Raw genomic sequence first — 24,892 nt, forward strand, 5'->3', positions numbered from 1 at the left:
ATTTTATTAAAATCGGTTGAAAATCTTTAAGCACTTCTGTAACAATATCCCAATGAACAGCAGATTCAAACGCATATACAAATATTTTCAACCCAACAAAAAGAAGATCATATTCGCTCTGGTAGCGTCCGCTTTTGTCTCGGCGACGGACGGCGCTACTGCATACATAGTGAAACACGTTCTGGACGATATCTTTATCGCTAAGAAAGAGGATATGCTCCGGCTTATCCCGATAGTTATCGTCGTTATGTACTCTTTCCGCTGCGCCGCGCGCTTTATACAGGTTCATCAGATGCAGTATGCCGCCCAGATGGCAGTGAAAAAGCTGCGGGAAGAGCTTTATGCAAAGATGATATACCTGCCCATGCGCTATTACGACAGCAACGAGACCGGAACAATGATGGCGCGCATCATCAGTGATGCAAACAACATGCAGAACGCAATCCCTGCCGCCGTTAAGATATTCCGCGATTCCCTTTCGGTGTTCTTCCTTATCGGCGTCGTGCTCTATCAGGACTTTAAACTTGGTTCAACTATTTTCATAGCGCTCCCTTTCATGCTGATACTCATAAAGAAATCCGGCAAAATGATAAAACGCTACAGCCGCAAGGAACAGGAGCAGGTGGGCATAGTGTCCTCCGCGCTGCAGGAGAGCTTCACAGGGGTTAAGGTGGTCAAGGCGTTTGCATCCGAAGACCGTGAGATAGATAAATTTGTCCGCCTGAACAATCAGGAAGTGCACTATAAACTGAAAAAACTTGCCGTTTCCGCTCTCAGTTCCCCCATGATGGAGACCATCGCAGGGTTTGCCGTGGCGGGTATCATCTTCTACGGCGGTTTCGAGGTTATAAATGGCAACACCACGCCAGGAACCTTCTTTTCGTTCGTGACGGCGTTCGGACTCATGTTCGAACCCTTTAAAAAGATAATCAGCGACAACACTACTGTGCAGACCGCGCTTGCGTCTGCCGACAGGATTTTCGAGCTGCTGGACGAGCAGAACGAGATGCTGGACAACGATGGCACGCTCATTTGTCAGGCGGAAGGTAAAGAGATACGTTTCGAGGACGTATTCTTCAAATATCAGACGGGTGAGGACATAGTGCTCAACGGGGTCAGCCTGGACGTTAAACCAGGTATGACAGTGGCTCTGGTTGGTGCCAGCGGTGCCGGAAAAAGCACCATAGCGGCGCTGATACCCAGATTTTACGACGTTACCGGAGGGCGTATCACCATAGGCGGAACCGACATAAGGGAGTTCAGCGTAAATTCTCTCCGCCGCAACATCGGTATAGTTTCTCAGGAACCCTTTCTTTTTAACGACACTGTGAAAAATAATATAGCCTACGGCGTTGAAGACGCCGACATGGACAGGATAATATCCGCTGCCGACAGCGCTTATGCCACAGGATTTATAAACGATCTTACCGACGGTTTCGACACCGTAATCGGAGAGCGTGGAGACAGGCTTTCCGGCGGTCAGAAACAGAGGCTTACGATAGCGCGCGCACTTCTGATGAACCCTCCCATACTTATACTGGACGAGGCGACAAGCGCTCTGGACACGGAGTCGGAGCGTATCGTTCAGCAGGCGCTGACCAATCTTATGAAGGGCAGAACCAGCTTTGTAATAGCTCACAGGCTTTCAACAATTGTCAATGCGGACATGATAGTCGTGCTTGAAAAAGGACGTGTTGCCGCCACAGGAAAACACAGCGAGCTCATTAAAAACAGCGATATTTATTCAAATCTCTGCCGTCTCCAGTTCGGAAGCGGAGGGGATTAATCACTTTGACAAAAGCATGTTGCGGTGGTAGCGTTAGTCAGACTTTTGCAGGATTCTGATTGAGTGGGTTTTTCGGGAGCCTCAATGGATTATTTTTCATATGAAAACGGAACAATGTACTGCGAAGGGGTGTCTCTGGAACAGATAGCCTCTGAAATCGGTACGCCTTTTTATGTCTATAGCGCTAAATCATTCTCAGACAGTTTTAATACGTTCAGCAATGCCTTTAAAGGGCGCGAAAAGATAATCTGTTTCGCGGTAAAGTCCTGCCCCAATATCGGCATACTGAGCCTTCTCGGTTCTCTCGGTGCAGGGGCTGACATAGTGTCCGGCGGCGAGCTTCACAGGGCGCTCAGGGCGGGCATAAACCCTGAAAAGATTGTTTATGCCGGAGTGGGCAAAACGAGACAGGAGATACGCGAAGCTCTTGATGCGGGGATACTGATGTTCAACGCGGAATCTGCACAGGAGCTTGATGTTCTGAACGAAGAGGCTAAAAAAGCGGGCAAACGTGCACGCATCGCCATCCGTGTGAATCCGAACGTCGATCCTAAGACACATCCCTATATCTCCACAGGGCTGAAAAAGAATAAATTCGGAATTTCCGTTGAAACAGTGCGTGAGCAGTTCCGGTATGCGGCGGGGCTTGACAGTCTTGATGTTGAGGGTGTTCACTGCCATATCGGCTCGCAGCTTACGGACGTTTCTCCCTTTGCGGATGCCGCAAAGATTATGGTAAGTCTTATTAAAGACTTGCGGGCTGACGGAATTGATATAAAATATCTGGACATGGGCGGAGGTCTCGGCATAACATATAACGACGAGACTGCACCTGAACATGAAGATTACGCCAAAGCGATTCTGGAAGCTGCGGGAAATCTTGATATAACCCTGATTTTCGAGCCGGGCAGGAATCTTTCCGGCAATGCAGGAGTTCTTGTTACCCGCGTTCTTTATACGAAGGACAGCGGAACGAAGCATTTCAAGATTGTCGATGCGGCGATGAACGATCTGGCAAGACCCTCTCTTTATGATGCGTACCACGGTATTCTGCCTGTGTGTGAAACAGCGGAAACCATCACATGCGACGTTGTGGGACCCGTATGCGAAACGGGAGACTTTCTGGCAAAGGACAGAATAGCGGCAGACGTACCCGTCGGAGGGCTTTTCGCCGTTATGAGCGCGGGCGCATACGGTATGAGCATGGCGAGCAACTATAATTCCCGTCCGAGAGCTGCGGAAGTTCTTGTGAGCGGCGGAAATTACTATATAATAAGACGAAGAGAAACCTATGCGGATCTGACCGGACCGGAATCGGTTCCGTCATTTCTCAGGAACAGGTAAAAATATATGAGAAAAATTCCTTTCTACAAAATGAGCGGCTCCGGAAACGACTTTATCATCATCGACAACAGAGACGGAAAGATGAACGGCATCAACGTAGTTGACTTCGTTGTGAAGACTTGCGCAAGATGCGTTTCCGTCGGTGCGGACGGTCTTTTTCTGATAGAGGCGCCGAAGCAGGGAGCGGATTTTTCATGGCAGTTCTATAATTCCGACGGCTCCGTTGCGGAGATGTGCGGAAACGGTTCCCGCTGTGCTGCGCGCTTTGCCTATCTTAACGGCATTGCAGGCGAAAAAATGTCATTCGAAACACTGGCGGGGATCATCGAAGCGGAGATCAAAGCTGAGCCGGACGTGAAAGTGCGTATGACTCAGCCTTTTGACTATAAAGAGTCTTACACCCTTGACGTTAAGGGTGAAAAACTTGAAGTGAACAGCGTCAACACGGGGGTTCCCCACTGCGTTGTCTTCACGGACGATGTTGAAGGCGCGGACATAATGAAATACGGTCCCGCTCTGCGCTACCACGAATATTACGCGCCCAAAGGCACAAACGTGAACTTCTGCGGCGTGGACAACAACGGACATCTCAGGGTGAGAACCTATGAGAGAGGGGTTGAAGGCGAAACTATGGCTTGCGGAACGGGTTCCGTTGCATGTGCCATGTTCGCCGTTTCTAAAGGTCTGTTAAAAAGCCCGGTCGCCATAAAGACAACCAGCGGCAAACTGCTGAAGGTTTATCTTGAAGGTGACAAGGTGTATCTGGAGGGCGAAGCCCGCGTCATTTACACCGGAGAACTGACAGACGAAGCTGTAAATTACTGAAAATTAAAAAATATATCGGAGGATATCCAATGTTTGAAGGCAGTATCGTTGCCATTGCCACACCCTTTAAAAATAACGCTGTCGATGAGGAAGCTCTCAGAAATCTGGTTGAATATCAGATAGCCAGAGGCACGGACGGCATAGTACCCTGTGGAACCACAGGCGAATCCGCAACCCTGACACACGAAGAGCATTGCAGAGTTATCGACATTGTTATAGACCAGACTAAAAAACGCGTTCCCGTTATCGCGGGTTCCGGTTCAAATTCCACACACGAGACAGTATATCTTACTGAACACGCTAAAAAAGCAGGTGCTGACGGCGCGCTTATCATCACTCCGTACTACAACAAACCCACTCAGGAGGGTCTGTATCAGCACTTTAAACACGTTGCAGAGCGCGTGGATATTCCGATAGTTATGTACAACGTTCCCGGCAGAACATCCGTAAATATGCTGCCGGACACCGTTGTGCGCCTTTCAAAGATACCTAATATCGTCGCCATTAAAGAGGCGAGCGGTTCAATGGATCAGGCAGGTGCAATCCTCGGCAACGCCGAGAAAGGTTTCGGACTGCTGGCCGGCGAAGATTCACTCTATTATCCGCTGATGTGCATCGGCGCAAGCGGCGTTATCTCCGCTTCTGTTAACGTTTGCCCTGCGGATGCCGCCGCCCTTTACGACGCTTTTGTCGCAGGCGATATGAAAACCGCAAGAGAACTGCACTTCAAACTGCTGCCCCTGTTCAACGCCCTGTTTCTTGAAACGAATCCCATACCGGTTAAAAAAGCGCTGGAACTTATGGGACTCATCGGACCTGAGATACGTCTTCCCCTCATCCCCATGACAGAGGCTGGCACGGCGAAACTCACCGCCGTTATGAAACAGGTCGGCGTTATATGACGAAAATAGCGATGGTAGGTGCGGCGGGAAAAATGGGTCGCCGCATCATAGCTCTTATAAACGATGACGACAGATGCACCGTTTCCGGTGCGCTGGAACACTCCGCGTGTCCCTTTCTGGGGCATGACGCTGGTGAGGTGGCAGGCATCGGGAAAATCGGCGTTAAGATAACTTCCGATATGCAGGAGGCTCTGGGGGGCTGTGACGCTTTCATAGACTTCACAGGCGCTGAACCCACAATGAAGAACCTCGAAGCATATGCGAAAATAGGCAGACCTGTCGTTATCGGCAGCACGGGACTCAGCGCGGCACAGACTGAAGAGATAAAAAAACTGGCTGAAAAGATACCCGTACTGTTCTCGCCCAACATGAGCCTCGGCGTAAATCTCACCTTTAAGGTGCTTGAGATGGTCACCAAAGCCATAGGCGAAAGGTATGACATTGAGATAGTCGAATCCCACCACAGGCTGAAAAAGGACGCACCCAGCGGCACAGCCATGAAGATGGGCGAAGTTATCGCAAACGTTCTCGGCAGGGATATCGAAAAGGACGGCGCTTTCTGCCGCCACGGCATCATCGGACCCAGAACAGACAGAGAGATAGGTATGCAGACCCTGCGCGCGGGTGACATCGTGGGCGAACACACAGTGATGTTCTGCGGACAGGGCGAACGCATAGAGATAACCCACAGGGCGCACACCAGAGACACTTTCGCAAACGGAGCCATATCCGCTGCAGTGTGGCTGGCTGGAAAACCTGTCGGTTTCTACAACATGTTCGACGTTTTAGGACTGTAAAATAAAATGAGACCGCTTCGCACTCTGCAAACAGGAGTAGGAGCGGTCTTTTATGTTCCCGCTGTCTCATTCATGCTCTTTTTCATCTCACTCTCAGCCTTGGCTTTCAATGCCGGAATCAGATATTATCCCCTTTCTTACCACGGGCATGACTTTGAATACGCTCTCTGGTACCCCACAGACAAGACCGAACGCAAACAGGAGAAGGGGCTTTATGAGATATCCGCGGCGGAAAATGCGCCTGTTGCCGCGACGGTGAAGGGTGTGGTCATCCTCGCCCACGGTTTCGGCGGAAATATGTACGGGCAGCACGACACGGCGGAGTATCTGGCGCGGGGCGGATATGCCGTGATAACGGTTACATATCCGGACATGTGGAGTCTGAAACAGAACGATGCGGTGTTCCATCCTGTGCATCTTCGTCCGAAACTTTCTGCGCTTGCTCTTGAAAACCTGCGCTCTGTGCGCGGTATTAAAGCCGATGCGTTTAAAAACGTTTATGCAGCGGGCTTCTCAATGGGCGGCTATACGGCGGCCGTTCTTGCGGGAGGAAAGGCTGATCTTGGCATATTGAAAGACTACTGCGGAAAGGACGATGCGCAGATACTCCTCTGTCTGCCTGCAAACCGCAGAAAGCTGGAAAAGCTCACAAACTCAGATATAAATATCACTTTGCCGGATCTTCGAGCTGCTGTGCTCATGGCTCCCGCATACGGTATTCTTTTCGGAAAAGATGCGTTTGATAACGTAAAAATCCCCGTCTCGGTCTATGCCGCGGAGTTCGATTCGATGGTGACAGGCGACCGCGATTCTCTTTATGTTGCGTCTCTCATTTCCGGCATGAAGCTGACCGTAATAAAAAATGCAGACCATTCTGTCTTCATCTCCCCCTGCGCCGGAAACAAGCGGGAAAAATTCTATAACCTGTGTGAAGATGATGAGGGAGTGGACAGAATTTCCGTTCACAGAAAGATGAATATTGAGTTACTACATCTCTTTGACAATTCACGTCAATAACGCAGTTATACGTGTTAAATTAATCTATCAATTTAAAAACCCTTTTAAATCAATTCGTTATGTAGCTGAAAAATAATGATGTAAACAATATTTACATATTGAATTAACAACGTTCTGTAATATGTTAGTTGTCAGAGGATGAAATTAGTCCGATTATAAAGCCAAAAAAAGGAAGTAATTCCGGGACGAAATCATCTGAAATATACACCCTGAAGGTTGTGATTTGCTGTCTTAATTTCAAAGACATGGGAGGAAGCAAAAGTGATTTGCAGTGCAGCTGAGGGTGCCTGTGATCGCAGGAGATTCTGCCCGATTATGGGCAAAACAAAAGGCGGAGGACCTGAAACCTCCGCCAAATTTTTGTAAATCTACAGAATAACTTTTTTAACCAGCTCTTCCCATCTGATATCATCATCCTTCACATAGCCTGTAACGCTGTCGTACCAGACGGTTTTCTGTCCTGTTGCTATGCTGAACCAGCGCCAGTCGTGGAGCCTGTTCAGAAGCAGCGCAGTCTTTTTTCCCATTGCTCCGGCAAGGTGCGCAACGGCTGTGTCCGCGCTTATCACCATGTCCAGATTGGCGATTATGTCCGCCGTGTCAGCAAAGTCGTTTATATGAGGGCGCAGGTCTGTGATTGTCCGTTCAAGCGGTGCGTCGGGTTCCTGTTTTGATATATAGAACAGTTTAACTCCTTCCGATGCGGCAAGCTGTGTGAAAGCCTCCTGCGGGACGGTGCGTGTTTCGTGCTTAACGTGTGATTTATCCGTGGCGAATGCGATACCTATATTTTTAACTGTTTTATCAAAAAGGTCAGCTCTTCTCTCGCCGCCCGCCTTCAGATATCCGTTTGCGCCTGACATTGTTTTTGCTCTGACGTTCAGGACAAGAGGAAGGCTTAAAAGCGGTGAATGTACATCGAAAGGTTCATGGTTTTCGGAAACTACGTCCACCTTTTCAGACATATTTGCAGCAATGAGGGAAACCAGTTCCGGCTGAACCCGCAGAACTATCCTTTCAGGACTGTATTTTTCAAGTTCTGTGACGAACCGGACGAACATAATTGTGTCGCCGAAACCGCCCAGACCGTCTTTTTCGTCGTAAACGTATATAGTCTTTCCTTTAAGGTCTGTTCCGCGCCAGAGTGTTTTCTCGTCGCCCTGCATTATGTGGGGCAGGTGTTTCAGCCTTGATTCAAGGAGTTGGAAACCTTTGCGGAAATCCTTATTTCTAAGGGTTATGAGGGCGAGATCAACCTTTTCCCTGTGCATATCAGGCTTGCCCGCTGTCAGTTTGCTGAGCATTGCTGCCGCCGTGTTGTATTCACCTTTTTCATAAAAGCTCTGCGCACAGCCACGCAGGGCGGCAGGGTTGTCCGGTGAAATTCCAAGCGCCGCCACGAAACATTCGCCTGCGTCGTCATACTCTCCAAGGGTTAGGAACAGGTTGCCAACGTTTATTATAGTGTTGATGTTTTTAGGGTTGAGATCCAGAGAGCGGGAGAAATACAGTTTCGCATGGTCATAATCGCCATGCGCTTTGCATATAAGCGCCAGATTGCAGAAGGCATCCGCCTGATTCGGGTTCATGATTATGGCGTTGCGTATGTAATATTCCGCCTGATCCAGCATCCCGTCCTGTCTGTACATTTCGCCAAGATTGTTGCTGTAATCCGCATTTTTAGGATCCAGCTCCAATGCCCTTTTAAGGCATGTTTCAGCATCAAAATGGTTTTTTTTCGCATAATATATCATCCCCAGATAAAACCACGCCTCCGCCGAATGAGGCCTAACCTCTATAACTGTTTTGTAAAGTTTTTCGGCGGCGTCCAGATTGCCCTCTTTGTGGTATTGGGTGGCAACGCGCAGTATCTGTTCGGGAGTTGCGTTCTGCATTTTCACGTCCGTTATGTTTTTTTCAAAGATAACACATCGCGGCGGCGAAGACAAACGGTAGAAACGGCAATGCTTATTTATAATGATTAGCGTATAACAAAATTTTGACAATTGCATGAATTTGAAATCTTTATTTACGGACATATGTTCAGATGGTATAATTTAATACATAAACAAAAGGAGGCAGGCTATGTTTAAGAAATTTTTTCTTTTTGCACTGGTCGCGCTGTTTGTTTCGGCTCTTTTCGGATGCGGAGGCGGAGGAAGCAGTTCTTCCGAGCCGGCATCTGAAATTACTGTCAAAACAACTGTTGAAATGGACGGTGCCAAAGCGGCGGCAAAAGATGCGGTTGACATGGTTGTCACACTCACCCTTCCCGATGGAACAGAGGTGCGTATGACCAGCACGGGTAACGGAAATGAGTATGCCTGTTCGGTTGCATACACAGAGGGCGACCCTGTGTTCATCAGAGCGGTATACGGAGATCTGGTTCTTAAAAACTTTTTTGAATCCATTGACGTTTCAGGCACAAGCGCAGATCTGGGCGCGACAACACCTATAACAACCCTTTTCGTGGACGTTCTTGAATCCATGGTTGCGGCTGTGGACAGCAGTGTCGGCACACAGGACATGGTTTCCTATCTGCTTGAGGGTGTAAAGGAAGCGACTCTTGCCATAGACGTAACAACTGTTAAAGAGGCTGTTACGGACACAGGCAACAGTACATACACGACACTTCAGCAGGCGTATTCCGCAGCCATAACATGGGACAATGCGGGCAATGCGCAGGCGTATGAAACTGCCATGACTCAGGTTCAGACAACTGTCGAGGCCGGCGGCATTGAGATCCCTGTAAGCGAAAACGAACAGGCAACAATAGAGCAGACAGCACAGAATATGGTAAATTCCTATTTCGGCGGTGATGTTGCGGCTCTCACAGCTATGATATATTCAGACGGATTTCTTGACAGAGGCTACGGTGCGGCAACTTTCATAGCTGATATGACCGCCGATCGCGAAGAGATACCCGTCGGCGTGACAATGAACGTTGTTTCAAACGCTGCCACAGCGGTTAAAATGACTGCCGACGATCCGGCATATGCGTCGCTTTCAGGACACGGTACTCTTATGTACCGGATATATATGGACAACCACATTCAGGGTGTCATGAACAGCCAGGTGGTTTATGAAGAGGCATACAGCGACACGAAAGCGGGCGACGCAGGTATGGTTCTCCAGAAGATAAACGGGGCATGGTATCTGCTCGGAAATCAGGAGAAGGTCGAGTTCTGGACAACGCTCAGCACCGATGCCAACTGGCAGTACAGATATGCCTATGCAGAGGTTTGTCAGGGCGCATCTGCTGTCACATCTGCAACAGTGACATCGAACGCCTTTTCCGGCACCGTAAGTCTGTCTGTTAACCCTTACGACACTGAGTGCAAAAGTGTTCAGATATTTGAAAACGGTCAGGTATGGAGTTGGAGCTCGTCTCAGTTCATACAGACAGGAACAGTGACATTTTCCGCACAGAACCTTTGCGGAAGTACCCTTACTTACAACGTAACTCTGGCAGACAGCACAACAGCCACAAAAACAGTTACGCTTCCGTCATGTGTTTCCAAATCTGTGACAGCATCTGCCGTCAAGAACGGCGACGGAACTGTCACAGTCACCTATACGCTCCCCACAGACGAGGATGTCAGCGATATCGATATCCATGTTGACAAAAAACAGGGCGTAAACTATATGGGCACTGTTATCGATAAAGAGAATCTGCCTTTTGCTGCAAGAAGTTATACTTTTGAGGCAGGGCTGTTCGAAACAGGTTACACCTATGAGTTCAGGCTCAACTACACAGACAAATATGCAAGGCAGTATGTCACTCAGGCAGCGGAGGTTGCATACTAGGTTTATCATTAAAGGGCGGGCAACCGCCCTTTTTTTGTTCACATGCACAAAAAATGTGCAGTAAATATGTGTTGCTATTCATAATTTATTTTAATACAATTGTTTTATTCATCTGATTAATGAGGCTGCACATGCAGACTATAGCCCATTCAAACGTTTTTGAAATGCTTGCTGCCGATCTTGATATGTCTGAAGGCGCGCTCCGCGGCAGACTGGCGCTTCAGGGTGCGTCCGAATTCGTTAAATATCTGAGATATCATAATATCAGCATTTTCAGCCACAATATGCCCATGGCTTCGGAGCTCCGTGATATGGGCGGGAACATACTTATAAACAAAGACGTTCCTGTTGAAAAATATATAGAATCCCTCCTTGAGCGTTATGTTGTCAATCCAGCGTTTATGACCACCTCCTTCTCTGTTCAGGTTTCCGACGAAGTTCTGGAACTGTACAGGCTCCGTGTTGACGGGCGCATAGGCAGAGCGCTTGAAAAGGTTAAAAACTCAGGCGGAAAGTTTAAAGCGTTCCATGAATATGTGGACGGCAAAACAAAGGTAGGCAAAAGTCTGGAAGGCTTCCTTGCAAAGGTTATGGACAATGCAAAGGGCACCGCTGTCATGCTTAAAATGGTGCGCAACATCGACAGCCACATGGACATGTTTTCAAACTCGGTGTATACGACTTTTCTGGGACTGATAATCTCATCCATGCACCTCAACCGGCTTTCTAACCTCACGGATAAAGAATATTTCATCCATAACATGACCTTCACCACCTTCATGCAGTATTCCGGCATCTTCTCCGGTTATGCCATGGAGGATTCAGACGCGGCGCTTAAAAGCCACCAGTCCGCACAGATAGCGGCAGACCTCTGCCGGGACCCGCAGGTTTACAGAGCTATACTGAACAGATACTGCTATAAGGATGAGAACGGTATACCCGTTTTCAATATTCAGGAGAACGCGGAGAATCCTTTCATGCGCATCCTTATGACCGTGAACCTGTTTGTGGATATAGTTAAAAAGAATAAATACACTACCGGAAGCATTGAGATACATAAGATAATGTACGAGCTCGCCTATGCCGGATACGCTGATATTGATTCAGTTAAGCTGCTGGGCAGGCTTTTTCTTCCGGCGATGAAGCAGCAGCTTCTGGAATACGCGTTCAAGCTGCGTCAGGCATGTCCGCAGAAACCTCTTGTGTGGGGAATCACCGGCGATATGATGCCCGTAAGACTGATATGCGACAAAGAGTGCGCCTACTCAGGTCTGCACAAGACATTTATCCCTGAAAGACAGAGCATCGTAACCGATGAGGGTGATTTCGGGGTGGGAAACGCCGCCGGAATATATTATCCGTGCGAATTTCTGACAGATAAGATGCGCATATACTATAACAACCTCCAGAAAAAGGACTGATTATTTCTTTTCAGCCTTTGGCAGCTCTTCCTGTTTCTCTGTTGTCTGCTGTCCGGTCTGTTCCCCAGTTTCCTCCTCTGTAACGGGGGCTTTGGTCTCCGCGGTCACAGACATGTCGTATTTAAATTTTGAGGCTATGAATTTGGTCAGCATTGCGAGTTCCTCCGGAGAAACGGGTGTATCTCTTATTACGTTCAGATTGAGGACAGACGACCCGTCGGATTTCAATATGACCGCGTAATCAGCAATCTCTGCCGGGGCGAGCAGTTTTTCTATCTCCCGCAAAATATCCCCTGTCTTTTTTCGGAAGCCTTCGGAAGAGGTTCTTACAGTTTCTTCAGGAATAATCTGTTTCTCAGCTTTAACGACTGTTCTGGTGTTGCTGACGATATCCTCTTTCAGAGCCACCTGCGTGATGTTTATCTCGCTCTTCTTGCCCAGTCTGTTTTCAATTTCAGATTTCAGCAGAAGGGTTTCGTCGTGAGTCAGAGGTTTACTTGAGGCGAGGGCAAGGTTAATCTTCAGCTTATCTTTGTCCATGCTGTAGCTGACGTTGAACACGGTGGCGTTCTTTATGCTTCCCACCGCAGTGTTAACGATTCTTCGTATTTTAAGGTTCTCCACTGACTGTTTCAGTGTGAAAGAGAGAGGCAGACAGGTGAGAAGTATCAGCAGAACTATCATAACCAGGCGTTTCTTAACGTAGTTGAAATCTTTAAGATGCTGGAAATACTGGTTGCCGAAAAGGATGCCGCTGAGTGCAGTCGTTGCCACTATTGCCGTGAAGTTGGTGAAAAAAAGCAGGAACGAACCGACGGAGACCGCCCAGTTTCCGGTTCCTATGCCGAATCCGACAACGCTCAGAGGCGGAATTATGGATGTTGCTATTGCCACACCGGTTATGATGGAAAAGGAGCTTGCGCGTTTTGAAAGGTAGCTTACGGCGACTGCCAGACCGGAGAAAACCGCGATGAAAAGGTCGTAAAGGTTCGGTTTTGTCCTCGCCATAATCTGTTCGTTCAGCTCGTTAAGCGGTGAGATGAACGACAGTATAGCTGCGGACAGGATAACGTATACAAGGCTGAGACCGATTGTGCGCAAAGACTGCGTCATCAGCATACTTTCCGATGTTATGTATGCGAAACCGAAGCTGATTATTGGACCCATCAGTGGCGATATAAGCATTGCGCCGATTATCACCGCAACACTGTTGGTGATAAGTCCGAAAAGAGCTATAAAGTTTGCCAGAAGCAGAAGAACCGTGTATGTTTTAGTCATTTCAGACTGGAGATACAGGTCTTCGAAGAACTGAGGTTCGGTTTCTATATTGAAAAACTGGAGAAATTTCTCAAATTTTGTCATATTATACTCCTATGCTATAAATTGTATCAGTTAAATATATATGCTGACAATAAATATGAAGAACGGTTATGAAATTTAAAATATTCTCACTCATAGCTATTGCGCTCCTGCTTTATGCCGCGTTTTTTCCGGACACGTATGTTTCGTTTCTGAACAACAGCACGGCGCTGAAAAAAGTCGTTAACGCAGGACACGAGCCTGTGCAGACAGTTGTGGAATCGGTTGAGGAACCGGAAGCGGAGACCCTGCCCATTAAAACCTTTCTGGAACCGCCAAGCCGCACTTCGCCCTTTTATGCCTACAGTTCAAAGGTGTATAAGGACGACCCCGCTCTGGAGGCGCTTGTTGCAAACATAACCGCACCCTGCGGCGATGACGCATACTGCAAGATTCAGAGCGTTTTTGAATACGTCCGCAGAAACGTACCCTATGTCGGGGAACCCAACGGCATAAACAACATTCTTCCGCCTTACGAAACACTGGGGAAAGGCGGGGACTGTGAAGACCTTTCAATTCTGCTCGCGTCCATGCTTAACTGCATAACAGGGATTAAGCCCTATCTCGTGGCAGTTCCCCGTCACATGTATGTCATGGCGTGCGGACTTGAGGGCGGGCATGTGTTCAAGCCCGCCTATAACGTTGTATACGATAAAAGCACATTTGTTGATGAAAGGCGCTATATGCTCATGGATCTGGGGAAAAATAAACATGTGCGGATAATGGCACAGTCGGACGAGCGGTTCGGCATAATGGTGTTCCCTAATAAATTTGATCAGCAGAAACATATGGAGAAGAGACCTTCCAGCTATTTTCCTGACTGTTCCGCGGATGGAGTTACGGTTTTCAGCAAAGAGTGCGTGTTCCCTGCCGGGGGAGCTGTGCTGATGATTTCGGCGGAACGACCAGCAGGCGTCAGTATGCAGATAGAATCGGTGCACGTTCCGAACACCCGCCAATATTCTTTCGACAATATGCCCTGCGTAATGCTGGATCCTTCATACAGAGGTTCGGGTGCGGATATAGGAGAGGAGATGCCGAAATTTGTTCACGGGAAGAAAGAGGTTGTCAGGGCGTGGTGATTTTTCTATAGGTCTGGGATGTTCTGCCACGTCTGAAAAGTTTCAGCAGCAGAAAATATACCGCGGGAGCGGTCAGTGCCGATGCGGCTGTCACAAGCTGGCTCTGTTGCACAGCATCAGCAGCAATAGCAGAAATAAGCATGAAAAGGAGCGGAACGACATAGACTGTTAACAGCGAGCGGAAAAAGTTTCTGCTGTCGATAGATATCTCAACACGGTCGCCCTTTGAAAGGTCACGGGCGTTTCTGAATGTTATGCGTACGTTGTTCCCGTCGGACATGGTGCATGATGATTTTTCACCGCAGCCTGTGCAGGCGTGCTCACGCATAACCTCAACAGTTGCCGTGTGATCCCCGTCAACGTTTACAACGACACCTGTGTGTCTTAAAATTTCTGCCATCTCTTAAAATCTGCTCCGTATTACTCTGAATATGACAAACGCCATCAGCGCATAGTTTAAAGCAAGCACAAAGCTGTAGATAAGAATTACGCCGTCGGCATGAAGCCCGAACAGCCCGCATACTGAAAACAGCGCGACTATGCTTACTGTGCGTACTATGTTGAACATCAGAAACATCCTCTGTTTTCCGAGTACGCTCAGTACGTTTACGATAGGCACAACGACAAACTGTGCAAGGAGGGATACGGAAAGCATTGACGCGAAAGTGCCGGACTGGTGCCACGCCTTGCCGAAGACAAGAACGAACAGCGGCTCTCCCGCAAACTGTAAGACTGCAAACGGCAGCAGGCTTACGATGAAAAGTTTTTTAGCTATCTTTTTGGAAAGATCGTATATTTCGCGGGGATTGTTCGCTCCGATGCGCGCCGCTTCGGCATAATATGCCTGTCCGGCGGAAACGCCGAACAGAATTACGGGTAGCGAGAGAACGGAGGTTGCAAGTCCGAGCTGACCGACGGTCGCCATGCCGAAAAGTTTTCCTGTCATGAGCAGCGGCGCCTGTATGGAGAAGGTCAGCAGAAACTGCGAAGGCAGTCTGTACATGGGGAAATCCCTGTATATCTTCGCGGTTCTTATCACCCTTTTCAGACTGACCCTGTGCATGGATTCTTTCAGTTTTTCCTTAAACGCCCTGTAGTATACAAAACTTCCGCCCGCCTGCGAATACGCCTGACCTATGACAAGCCCTGTTACGCCGAAATGGGCGAAACCTGAAACTATCTTTACAATGGCTCCGAAAAACGCCTGAATCATCTTCGTGCGGGCAATAGGTCTGAAAGCGCGCTCGCGGGTGGCAAAGCCGCTAAGTGTCTCGTATATCCCGCCGAAAAACTGGGTTATGATAATGAGCCAGATGTAAGGCTGCAGCCCGTCAGCATTTGCCGCGCGGAAGATATAGTCTCCGGCGAAGATGAAGGCGAGTGCCGTAAGCATCGTCATGACGGCGGTTATGCCGAAGTTCATCAGGATTATGTTAACCGCCAGATGTCTGTTTCTGGGCAGCGGAATGGCGTATGAGTAGCAGAGTGTAGAAAGGGGCGCTATCAGCGATGTGAATGCTATGAAAAGGGACATTATGCCGAAACTTTCCGGTGTGAACAGCCTTGTGACCACCAGCGAAGCCAGAAAGCCTATCGCTTTCGCTGCGCCTGTCCCTGTGGCAAGGATCAGCATGTTGCGGAAAACCCCCGCAGCTCCGTCGCCCTGCAACCTTTGTTTCAGTTTATCAATATATCTTTTCACTCAGTCCAGCTTAACTTCGGTCACAACCGCTTCAAGCACAGCGTCGGTTTTGAGTTTTTCTATTTTTCCGGTGGCTTTGTTGTAAACGAACTTTCCGGCTCCTTCGGTTTCAGCAAAGTTCTTTTCGGTTCCGTAAAAAACCATGATGACACCGTCGTGCACCGACTGGTCAACGCGTATGAACGGCATGGGGTGCATGGATGATTTTATCATCTGCTCAACCCGTTCGTCCATAGTCTGAAATTTTTTCATCAGAAGGGTTCTGGAGGTTATGATGGATTTCAGCTTTGGGTTTTTCTTTATGTCAGGATTCATTTTAGCCAGTTTGCGTATCTTTTCGTCGGCATCCCTGATTATCTGCTCCAGCTTGTCTTTGTCCGCCATTGCCGCTTCCAGTTTGTCCTGAAGGCTGTGTTTCACACCGACGAAAACCCTGAACTGAGGTCCCTGATCAAGTCCCAGCCTGCGGGCATGTATGGATGAAAATGCTCTTATCTCCCCGCCGCTTATAATGCCGTCGCCCGCTGTGGCGTTTATCTCGCCTTCGCTGCGTAGTTTTGAGTTCAGACAGTAGTTTTTTATCATGATGGACGAACCCGCTTCAACTTCCGAATTTTCTATGAATCCGGCGGTGATGTTTCTTCCTGCCTTCAGGATACATTTACCGGTGGATTTCACACCCGTCTTAACTGTGATGTCGTCAACGGCGGTGAGCAGAGCGTCACGCACAACGCCCCAGACAACGATGCTCTTCGCTTTTATCTCAAATCCGCTGAGGACGTCGCCGGAAACGGAGACTGTGCCGTCGAATTTTATATTGCCCACGGAATAGTCAACGTCGCCGTATACGGAGTATATGGGGTTGACGCTGAGCCTGTTGTTTTCAAATATGACGTAACCGCCGTCCTTTGCGGCGTATCCCTGCCGCTCGTCGTCGAAATAGACGCCTCTGCCCTTGTGTATCACAAGTTTTTTGCCGCGGCGTGCCTGTATTCTCTCACCTGTGACCTTAATGCCTTCCCTTCCGGCGGTTTCCGGATGAAAGGATATGAGAAGCTGATTCTCCTCTACGGTCACAATGTGGTTGATATCCCTGAAATCGACACTGCCGTCGTCAAGCTCACGGGGGCGTCTGTCGTCCAGCTCGAAATGGAGGGTCATCCAGGCATCCTGTCCGTCCTCTGCGGGCATACCCTCAGCAACGACGACTCTTTCAACTATATAGCCGGCAAGGTAATACTGTATTGAATGTTTTATACTGTCCCAGTGGAAAAGCTCCGTATAAAGACGTTTTTCTTTTATCAGATAATTTTCGATGGCATCGTTGTCCAGAACCTTGCCTTTGTTTATGGCCGGAAAGAGTGAGAACTCAGCCTTCATTCCGCCGTCGTTTATGCCGACGGATACGCGGGAATCTATGTCCATCTCAGTTTCAATTTCGATGGTTGCCAGCCGCTCTTCGTCAAAGGTTATCTTTATCCATTCGGGCTGGATGCCGTAAACATGTTCGAGCAGCTTTCTAAGCTCGTGGTCGTTGTGGGGTGAAAGTGTTTTAAGGGTTGTGACTGGCATGGCGCGGTCTCTAATTGAGTTTGTTGAGCGCTTCCATGAGTTTCTGCGCTCTCTGATGTCCTGGGGCAAGTTTCATACAGGTTTCAAGCTGCTTTTTAGCGCTTGAAACGTATCCTGTGAGTGCCAGTGTCTCCGCCAGAACGTACCTGTATTCGGCATCTTCCGGATGTATCACCGATGCGCACGCAAAAAGTCTTTTCGCTTCTTCAATGCGCTCCTCTTTCTGAAGTTTCAGCCCGTCTTCGAAAAGTTTCTGTGCGTCGCTTTCCGGTTCGCGGTTTTTCAGTGTTGAGAATATCTCGTTGTAAAGTCCTGTGTCGTTCATGGATATTGAGAGGATGTTCACCTCTCCCAGAAGATCCCGCCCGCGGAATATGTGGGCTATGGAGTTGTCGCCGTCGGATTTTTCCAGCAGAAGCGACATGCCGCCGACATCCACTCTGTCATATTCCTTAACGTTCATGCTGGTCATTGCCTTGCGCAGATAGAGCGGTATGAGACCTGTCGTCTCTCTGAAAAACCTCTGTGTGAAGTCCAGTTCGTCCTGAAAACCAAGTATGCGCATCCGTTTGAAAACGGGTGTGATGGCGGAAAAGTTGCTGAGTATTATGTATCCGTAATCCGGGTTATGGAATGTAACGGAGAGACTGCCCGTTTCGTTTTCTATTGATGAGAGATGAAAATTCGGAGGAACGCGCAGACCGAAGCTGAAAGGCAGAGGCGTAAGCTCCACGTTGTAGGGTGCTTCGTCGAATGTTATTTTGTTTATGGCGGGTATGGCATATCCGTCTTTAAGCCTCATGTACGCATAGCCTGCAGACATCATTACCATTACCCATGTGAAAAATACCGTAACACCCAGTATGCTGCGTTTATATTCGAACCGCACGCGGAACTGTTTCTGACCGAGATAAAGGAGCGCACCGGCAAGGAACGCCGCCTCTGTGTATATTTTCCACGGCGCAGGCTCTATGCCCAGAAGAAAAACGCGCACAAGAACCGCCGTCAGGCAGGCGTAAATAACAATACTTGCGTAGTATCTGCTGTAAACCATCCCGCTGTAAAGCAGATATCCGGCGTGCATGAGCAGGAAGCTGAAAAAAGCGGTGGCTGTGAAATAGGCGACAGCGAAGTTCCGGCTCATTTCGTCCAGCACCATGTCCGGATTCAGGGCATAGGTAAGTCCCGTGTCCGAAGCGGAGAGCATCCCGGCAAATATAAGAATGGGTCCCAGAAATGTGAATCCGGGGACTTTTTTTATATAACTTCTGTACGCCATACTTTATTTTATCAAGAAAAGACAAATTTTAAAAGCACTTAATCTTTATTGAGATCGTCGAGGTACCTCTGCCACTGTTCCATCTTTGGTCTGTGCATGAAAAGATGCACAAGGGAGAGCACAAAGAAGAGATAGAAAAAGCGCGTATCAGCGGATACGATATAAATGACAAGTCCGAACAGAGCGATCGTTTCCGCCATTGCCGCGGTTATGACTGCGGCTATCATCAGCTTTTTGCCCAGATCGCAGGATCTGCCGCATTTCCTGCTGAGCATTGGCAGAAGCATGTTTGAAAGCGGAAAAAATATCACAGAGATAACAATGAAAGCGATGCCCATATGCTCCACAGTGGGTCTGGGCAGATAATAGTGCAGGTTCATGTCTAAAGTTTCGCAGAGCGCAACGAACAGCGGATAGAGAAAAAGCCCTATCGCCATTGATTTGAATGTCTTTACCGCCATATCGAAATAATTTTCAAACGTCATATTTCCCCCGTAAATATACATCTTTATATCATGCGGGAGATGGTAAGACAATTGATATTAGATTTTTCCGCTGAGACCTTATAAACAGCCTCCGATACCGAATATGTAAAAAAACATATTTGCGGCACTGTTTTTTAACATTTTGGTAAGATGGAGAAAAAAAGTGACCGACTATACTTTTTGTTAAAATTCACATACGTGCGATATTGACAACCAAATATAACAATGTTTTCCTTGTTGAGATGATTCTTATTATTTGATATGCGGAGGCAGATCATGCGCTTGGTTTACTATCTTGTTTTCTCGTGCTTTCTTGTGCTGTCAGGCTGTTTCGGTTCAGACAGCTCTTCATCGGATGAAAATCTGAGTTCCGAGGTTACATACAGCGGAGACAACGTGTCCGCCGTTACGGACAGCTCCGGAAAATCCTACATAACAAGCAGTTCTTTGGGTATTGTTTATGAAGTTGCCGCTCTGAACGAGGACGGGCAGCCGGTCAGCGGCATTAAGCTGACTTACACTGAAAGCGGCGGCAAATCCATTGTTTATCTGTCGGACGACAGCGGGAATTACGATGATATAGTGCTGATAGGCACCCCTTCCGAACTGGCGGCGCAATATCCCAGAAGTAAAAAGACCACTTATCGCTCCGAAAGTGCAACATCTTATAATCTCGGTGTCATTTTGAAGTCCGGCAGCGGTTATCCCACAGGCTTCAATTCCGATGCGCGGAATCTTAACAGTGCATATATGGGTTCATCAGAGCGCACCGGCGCGGGCTGGACGACAGACTGTTACACCGCAGCGGAAATATCCGGCACAATATCAGCCGTCGGACGGTCAAAAATATTTATCTTCGGCGGTCTGACAGTTGACAGCAATATTTATATGAAGATAGGCAGTTCATGGAGCGGTGATGCTCTTGAGACCGCCATGACAACAAAGCTGGCGGAAGTCTACGGAATGACCTATGCCAACGCTGCTCTTGCGAGCTATCAGATGACCTGTTATATCCCGTCCGGCGGGTTGGGCAGTCTTGGTGCGGTATGCGAGATAGTAAAAAGCAATGAAGTCTGTCAGACGACGCCCGGTGACGACGAGCCTGTCAACACTGCGCCGACCATCGGCGGAACGCCCGCGTATACCATAGGCGACGGTGAAAGCTACAGCTTCACCCCAACTGCGAGTGATGACGACGGCGATACTCTGATATTCAGCATAGAGAACAAACCTGACTGGGCGAGTTTTGATACGACAACCGGAGCATTAACCGGAACGGCTGTTACAGGCACTTATACAGGAATAGCCATAAGCGTATCGGACGGCACGGCGACGACAAGCCTTGCACCGTTCACCATCACCGTGGCGGATGTCGTTCCCCCGAACACTGCACCGACCATAGGCGGCACGCCGACGACAGCGGTTTACCGTAACGCTTCGTACAGTTTTATCCCCACGGCAGGCGATGCTGACGACGATACACTCACATTTGATATACAGAACAAGCCTGACTGGGCAACGTTCAACCAGTCAACAGGCGCTCTCTCAGGCACGGCGGAAGTTGGAACTTTTAGTAATATAGTTATCACAGTTTCAGACGGAACGGACACCGCGAGCCTTACGGCATTTACAATCACAGTGACAAACCGTGCGCCTTCAATAAGCGGCACTCCGTCGACATCGGCGGATACAGGGACATCGTACAGCTTCACCCCTGCGGGAAGCGATGCAGACGACGACACCCTGACCTACAGCATACAGAACAAACCGAGCTGGGCGACTTTCAGCACAACAACAGGTGCGCTGACAGGAACGACCACGGCGGGAACGTTCACCAATATAATAATAACCGTAAGCGACGGCATAGCCACGATAGACCTTGCGGCGTTCAGCATAACGGTTGAAGATCCGAATAACGCTCCGACCATAGGCGGGACACCGACGACATCCCTGTATGTCAATACGGCATACAGCTTTACGCCGACGTCCGGTGATGCGGACGGAGACACTCTTACTTTCAGCATTGAGAACAAGCCCGACTGGGCTGCGTTCAGCGAAACCACGGGAGCGTTGACAGGCACCCCCACGGTGAGCGGTACATACAGCGATATAGTTATCAGCGTTTCAGACGGCACGGCGAGCGTATCCCTTGCATCGTTTGATATAGAGGTTCAGAACCATGCGCCGAGTATCAGCGGAACGCCCGTAACTGTAAAGAACGGCGAGGCTTTCAGCTTTACGCCTACAGCAAGTGATGATGACGGCGATACTTTGACGTTCAGCATATCCGGCAACCCGTCATGGATGAGTATAGATACTTCCACCGGAGAGGTTTCCGGAACAGCGGAAGCAGGTGTATATGAAGATATCGTCATAACAGTATCCGATGGCAGAACAGGCGGTGTAAATACGCTTACATTTGACCTGACAATAGTTTCATGGGTAATGACAAAGACAGGGCAGGCGAGCTGCTGGGACAGCGCAGGAACTCTTCTTGATGCTGCGGCATGTCTGTTAAGCGGGCAGGACGGAGCATATCAGGCGGGTGCTGATCCCGATTTCACCGTAGACAGTGTCGCCGGCATAATAACGGACAATGTTAACGGTCTTATGTGGCAGGATAACGGGGATGATTATTCGGATACGTGGGATAATGCGGTAACTATCTGTTCAGACCTTACCATCGGCAGCTACAGCGACTGGAGGCTTCCGTCAATCGAAGAACTGGAGACCATTGTGAATTACGACGGGTTCAGTCCGGCGTTAAATTCTGCCTTTGTAAATATCGAACAGTCATATTACTGGTCGTCAACAGCAGAAGGCGATGGTACGTACGGAAATTACTGGGGAATGTATTTCCGTGACGGTCTTTCGCAGACTTATATCGGAACTGATTTGCATCATGTCTTATGTGTCCGCGGTAATTCATATCCCGCTGCAGATTTCGTGAGGAATGATACGAAAGAGATAGTGACTGACAATAACACAGGACTTATGTGGCAGGACGATGCAGAAGCCGCATCAGTTTCGGATGTGTGGGCAGACGCAATAAGCTATTGCGAAAATAAAGAACTTGGCGGCTATACTGACTGGAGAATGCCCAACATCAGAGAGCTTTTGTCTGTCAGGGACGAAAGCGTTCACGAACCTGCAATAAGCTCAGTGTTCCAGAACACCGCTTTTAGCGGCTACTGGTCTTCATCCACATATAAGGTTTACGGCGCAGTTGAGGCTGCATGGACAATCTGGTTTGATTATCCCGGTATGTATTTCGGTGTCAAAGCTAGCGAAAGTTATAATGTCCGGTGTGTCCGGGGCGGACTGTAAAAATCAATTCAGGGGTGCAGAAATGCGCCCCTTTTTTTCGCTAAAAAGATGATTTTAGTGTTTGATATACTCCCCATGCTGTGATAAATTATATGACTTAAATTTTTTAAGTCGCCCTGAACTTTTCGGGGCGTATTCAGCACCGAGGTGAAAGTCTCGGAGGCGCAGGACGCGCCGACACGGAGTGCTGGTTGAGCCGCCTTGCGGTGAAACCAAGCGGAGTGTGAGCGTACACAGGCTTCTGCCTGTGTTAAGCGTTTGATAAAAAACTGCACGACGCAGTTTTTTATAAGAGGTAAATAGGAGGCGCAGGACGCGCCGACACGGAGTGCTGGTTGAGCCGCTTTGCGGTGAAACCAAGCGGAGTGTGAGCGTACACAGGCTTTGCCTGTGTTAAGCGTTAAATAAAAAACTGCACGATGCAGTTTTTTATAAGAGGTGAATATGAGAAGTGACAGAACAAAAGTCGGCATAGACAGAGCACCCGCCAGAGCACTGATGTACGGCACGGGTATGCCGGAAAGCAGCATGGGCAGAGCACACATAGGCATCTGTTCCAGTTTCACCGATCTCATCCCCGGACACGTGGGCATGAGAGACCTTGAAAGATACATTGAAAAAGGCGTTCACACAGGCGGCGGTCACTCGTCCATCTTCTGTGTGCCCGGCATCTGCGACGGAATCGCGATGGGGCATATCGGTATGCACTATTCGCTCCCCTCAAGAGACGCCATCGCCGATATGATAGAATGTGTTGTGGAGGCGCACGCACTTGACGGCGTGGTGTTCCTCACCAACTGCGACAAGATTACCCCCGGTATGCTCATGGCGGCTGCACGTCTGAACGTTCCTTCGATAGTCGTTACGGCAGGTCCTATGGCGACAGGAAGCTACCGCATGCAGAAACGCTCGTTCATCAAGGATACCTTTGAGAACATGGCGAAATGCCGCACAGGCGAGATAAGCGAAGGCGAAATGAAAAATATAGAACAGTGCGCCTGCCCCGGACAGGGAGCCTGCCAAGGATTGTTCACTGCGAACACCATGGCGTGCCTCACCGAAGCGATGGGCATGTCACTGCCGGGCTGCGGAATGGCGCTTGCAGGTTCGGGCAAAAAACGCCGCATAGCTTTCGATTCAGGCGTTGCCATCTGCGAACTGGTGGAAAAGGACATCAAAGCCCGCGACATCATGAACGAAAACGCATTCAGAAACGCAGTGATGCTGGATATGGCGCTTGGCGGCTCAACAAACACCGCACTGCACCTTCCGGCGATAGCTTATGAGGCGAAAGTTCCTTTCAGCCTTGCGCTTTTTGACGAATACAGCAAGACCACTCCCCACATCACAAGCATCAACCCCGGCGGCGAGTTCTTTATGGAGGACGTTGACGCGGCAGGGGGTATTCCCGCTTTTCAGTACAGGCTGCGCGACAGGCTGTATGACAACCCCACGGTGTGCGGCAGAACGGTTAAAGAGATTGCAAACTCTGCAATAGTTTACGATGATGATATAATCAGACCGCTGGAAAATCCCTACCACAAAGAGGGCGGAATAGCGGTTCTCCACGGAAACATAGCGCAGGACGGCGCGGTTGTTAAACAGTCTGCCGTCAATGCGGACATGCTCCAGTTCACAGGCACAGCCGTATGTTTCGACAGTGAAGAGGCGGCTATGGAAGCAATCAAAACCCGCCAGATTGTGAACGGACAGGTTGTTGTTATCCGCTATGAAGGACCCAAAGGCGGTCCCGGTATGCGCGAGATGCTCGCTCCCACTGCGGAGATTATGGGGCAGGGACTTAACAAGGTAGCTCTCATCACCGACGGAAGATTTTCCGGCGGCACAAGGGGACCCTGCATAGGTCATATCTCCCCCGAAGCGGCTGAGGGCGGCGACATAGGGCTTATCAAGGATGGCGACAAAATAGTTATTGACATTCCCGGCAGGACGATTAATCTTGATGTTCCCGCTGAGGAGCTGAAAAAACGCAGAGCCGAGTGGGTTAAGCCGGAGCCGAAGATTAAAAAAGGTTATCTGGCAAAATACGCTTCCCGCGTTTCAAACGCGGCACAGGGCGCAATCTGCAGGATTGAAGACCTTTAGTCCACAAACGCAGGATGCGTTTGCACGGAGCGAGGCTGAGGTGTTTTCCACCGAAGCCGAACAGAGTGTGAGCGTGTACAG

General features: G+C 49.0%; 18 protein-coding genes. 11 read left to right on the plus strand and 7 right to left on the minus strand.

Annotation, left to right across the window (positions count from 1 at the left end; genetic code table 11):
• Window positions 1-52 precede the first annotated feature (52 nt).
• From Q7P67_RS04645 to Q7P67_RS04670, 6 genes are all read left to right on the plus strand, one after another.
• Entirely contained in the window at window positions 53-1,786 is a 1,734-nt protein-coding gene (locus Q7P67_RS04645; RefSeq protein WP_303850742.1) for an ABC transporter ATP-binding protein, read from the plus strand.
• An 84-nt stretch (window positions 1,787-1,870) separates the two neighbouring features.
• A complete protein-coding gene (gene lysA, locus Q7P67_RS04650) occupies window positions 1,871-3,130 on the plus strand; it encodes a diaminopimelate decarboxylase (protein ID WP_303850743.1) in 1,260 nt (419 codons plus the stop codon).
• A gap of 30 nt (window positions 3,131-3,160) precedes the next feature.
• Window positions 3,161-3,955 (plus strand): diaminopimelate epimerase, encoded by a 795-nt coding sequence (dapF, locus tag Q7P67_RS04655; protein WP_303850744.1) that lies wholly within the window; start codon window positions 3,161-3,163, stop codon window positions 3,953-3,955.
• Window positions 3,956-3,984: 29 nt separating this feature from the next.
• Complete coding sequence (gene dapA, locus Q7P67_RS04660; RefSeq protein ID WP_303850746.1) at window positions 3,985-4,857, plus strand: 4-hydroxy-tetrahydrodipicolinate synthase; 873 nt, start codon at window positions 3,985-3,987, stop codon at window positions 4,855-4,857.
• Window positions 4,854-5,654: a 4-hydroxy-tetrahydrodipicolinate reductase gene (gene dapB / locus Q7P67_RS04665; RefSeq protein ID WP_303850747.1), complete on the plus strand. Its 801-nt coding sequence runs from the start codon at window positions 4,854-4,856 to the stop codon at window positions 5,652-5,654. The genes dapA and dapB overlap by 4 nt, the downstream gene beginning before the upstream one ends.
• A gap of 6 nt (window positions 5,655-5,660) precedes the next feature.
• On the plus strand, window positions 5,661-6,671 hold the full coding sequence (locus Q7P67_RS04670) for a hypothetical protein (protein WP_303850748.1): 1,011 nt from the start codon (window positions 5,661-5,663) through the stop codon (window positions 6,669-6,671).
• 368 nt (window positions 6,672-7,039) lie between these two features.
• On the opposite strand, the gene Q7P67_RS04675 is transcribed toward Q7P67_RS04670, so the two are convergent.
• Entirely contained in the window at window positions 7,040-8,566 is a 1,527-nt protein-coding gene (locus tag Q7P67_RS04675) for a tetratricopeptide repeat protein (protein ID WP_303850749.1), read from the minus strand.
• Window positions 8,567-8,756: 190 nt separating this feature from the next.
• Between Q7P67_RS04675 and Q7P67_RS04680 the strand changes: the two genes are divergently transcribed.
• Window positions 8,757-10,478, plus strand: coding sequence for a hypothetical protein (locus Q7P67_RS04680; RefSeq protein ID WP_303850750.1), 1,722 nt, complete (start codon window positions 8,757-8,759; stop codon window positions 10,476-10,478).
• Window positions 10,479-10,609: 131 nt separating this feature from the next.
• The gene (locus Q7P67_RS04685; RefSeq protein ID WP_303850751.1) at window positions 10,610-11,899 is read left to right on the plus strand and encodes a hypothetical protein; all 1,290 of its coding nucleotides are present in this window, start codon (window positions 10,610-10,612) and stop codon (window positions 11,897-11,899) included.
• Here the strand turns inward: Q7P67_RS04685 and Q7P67_RS04690 are convergent, their stop codons facing one another.
• Entirely contained in the window at window positions 11,900-13,261 is a 1,362-nt protein-coding gene (locus Q7P67_RS04690; RefSeq protein ID WP_303850752.1) for a TIGR00341 family protein, read from the minus strand.
• A gap of 68 nt (window positions 13,262-13,329) precedes the next feature.
• Here Q7P67_RS04690 and Q7P67_RS04695 point away from each other — a divergent pair, with 68 nt between their 5' ends.
• Window positions 13,330-14,340 carry a transglutaminase-like domain-containing protein gene (locus tag Q7P67_RS04695; protein ID WP_303850753.1) on the plus strand — a complete coding sequence of 337 codons (1,011 nt, stop codon included), beginning with the start codon at window positions 13,330-13,332 and terminating at the stop codon, window positions 14,338-14,340.
• Here Q7P67_RS04695 and Q7P67_RS04700 read toward each other — a convergent pair.
• The 5 genes from Q7P67_RS04700 to Q7P67_RS04720 are packed head-to-tail and all read right to left on the minus strand — an operon-like array spanning window position 14,327 to window position 19,378.
• Window positions 14,327-14,740, minus strand: coding sequence for a SoxR reducing system RseC family protein (locus Q7P67_RS04700; RefSeq protein WP_303850754.1), 414 nt, complete (start codon window positions 14,738-14,740; stop codon window positions 14,327-14,329). The two genes, Q7P67_RS04695 and Q7P67_RS04700, sit on opposite strands and share 14 nt — an antisense overlap.
• Before the next feature lie 3 nt (window positions 14,741-14,743).
• Window positions 14,744-16,042, minus strand: coding sequence for an oligosaccharide flippase family protein (locus Q7P67_RS04705; protein WP_303850755.1), 1,299 nt, complete (start codon window positions 16,040-16,042; stop codon window positions 14,744-14,746).
• Entirely contained in the window at window positions 16,043-17,614 is a 1,572-nt protein-coding gene (locus Q7P67_RS04710) for a DUF342 domain-containing protein (RefSeq protein WP_303850756.1), read from the minus strand.
• Between the two features lie 10 nt (window positions 17,615-17,624).
• On the minus strand, window positions 17,625-18,893 hold the full coding sequence (locus Q7P67_RS04715) for a tetratricopeptide repeat protein (protein ID WP_303850757.1): 1,269 nt from the start codon (window positions 18,891-18,893) through the stop codon (window positions 17,625-17,627).
• Between the two features lie 38 nt (window positions 18,894-18,931).
• Window positions 18,932-19,378: a hypothetical protein gene (locus tag Q7P67_RS04720; protein ID WP_303850758.1), complete on the minus strand. Its 447-nt coding sequence runs from the start codon at window positions 19,376-19,378 to the stop codon at window positions 18,932-18,934.
• A gap of 276 nt (window positions 19,379-19,654) precedes the next feature.
• Between Q7P67_RS04720 and Q7P67_RS04725 the strand changes: the two genes are divergently transcribed.
• Window positions 19,655-22,705: a DUF1566 domain-containing protein gene (locus Q7P67_RS04725; RefSeq protein WP_303850759.1), complete on the plus strand. Its 3,051-nt coding sequence runs from the start codon at window positions 19,655-19,657 to the stop codon at window positions 22,703-22,705.
• 444 nt (window positions 22,706-23,149) lie between these two features.
• Window positions 23,150-24,811, plus strand: a complete 1,662-nt coding sequence (ilvD, locus tag Q7P67_RS04730; protein ID WP_303850760.1) for a dihydroxy-acid dehydratase — start codon at window positions 23,150-23,152, stop codon at window positions 24,809-24,811.
• Window positions 24,812-24,892 lie beyond the last annotated feature (81 nt).

The organism is Seleniivibrio woodruffii (assembly GCF_029267515.1).
GTDB lineage: Bacteria > Chrysiogenota > Deferribacteres > Deferribacterales > Geovibrionaceae > Seleniivibrio > Seleniivibrio woodruffii_A.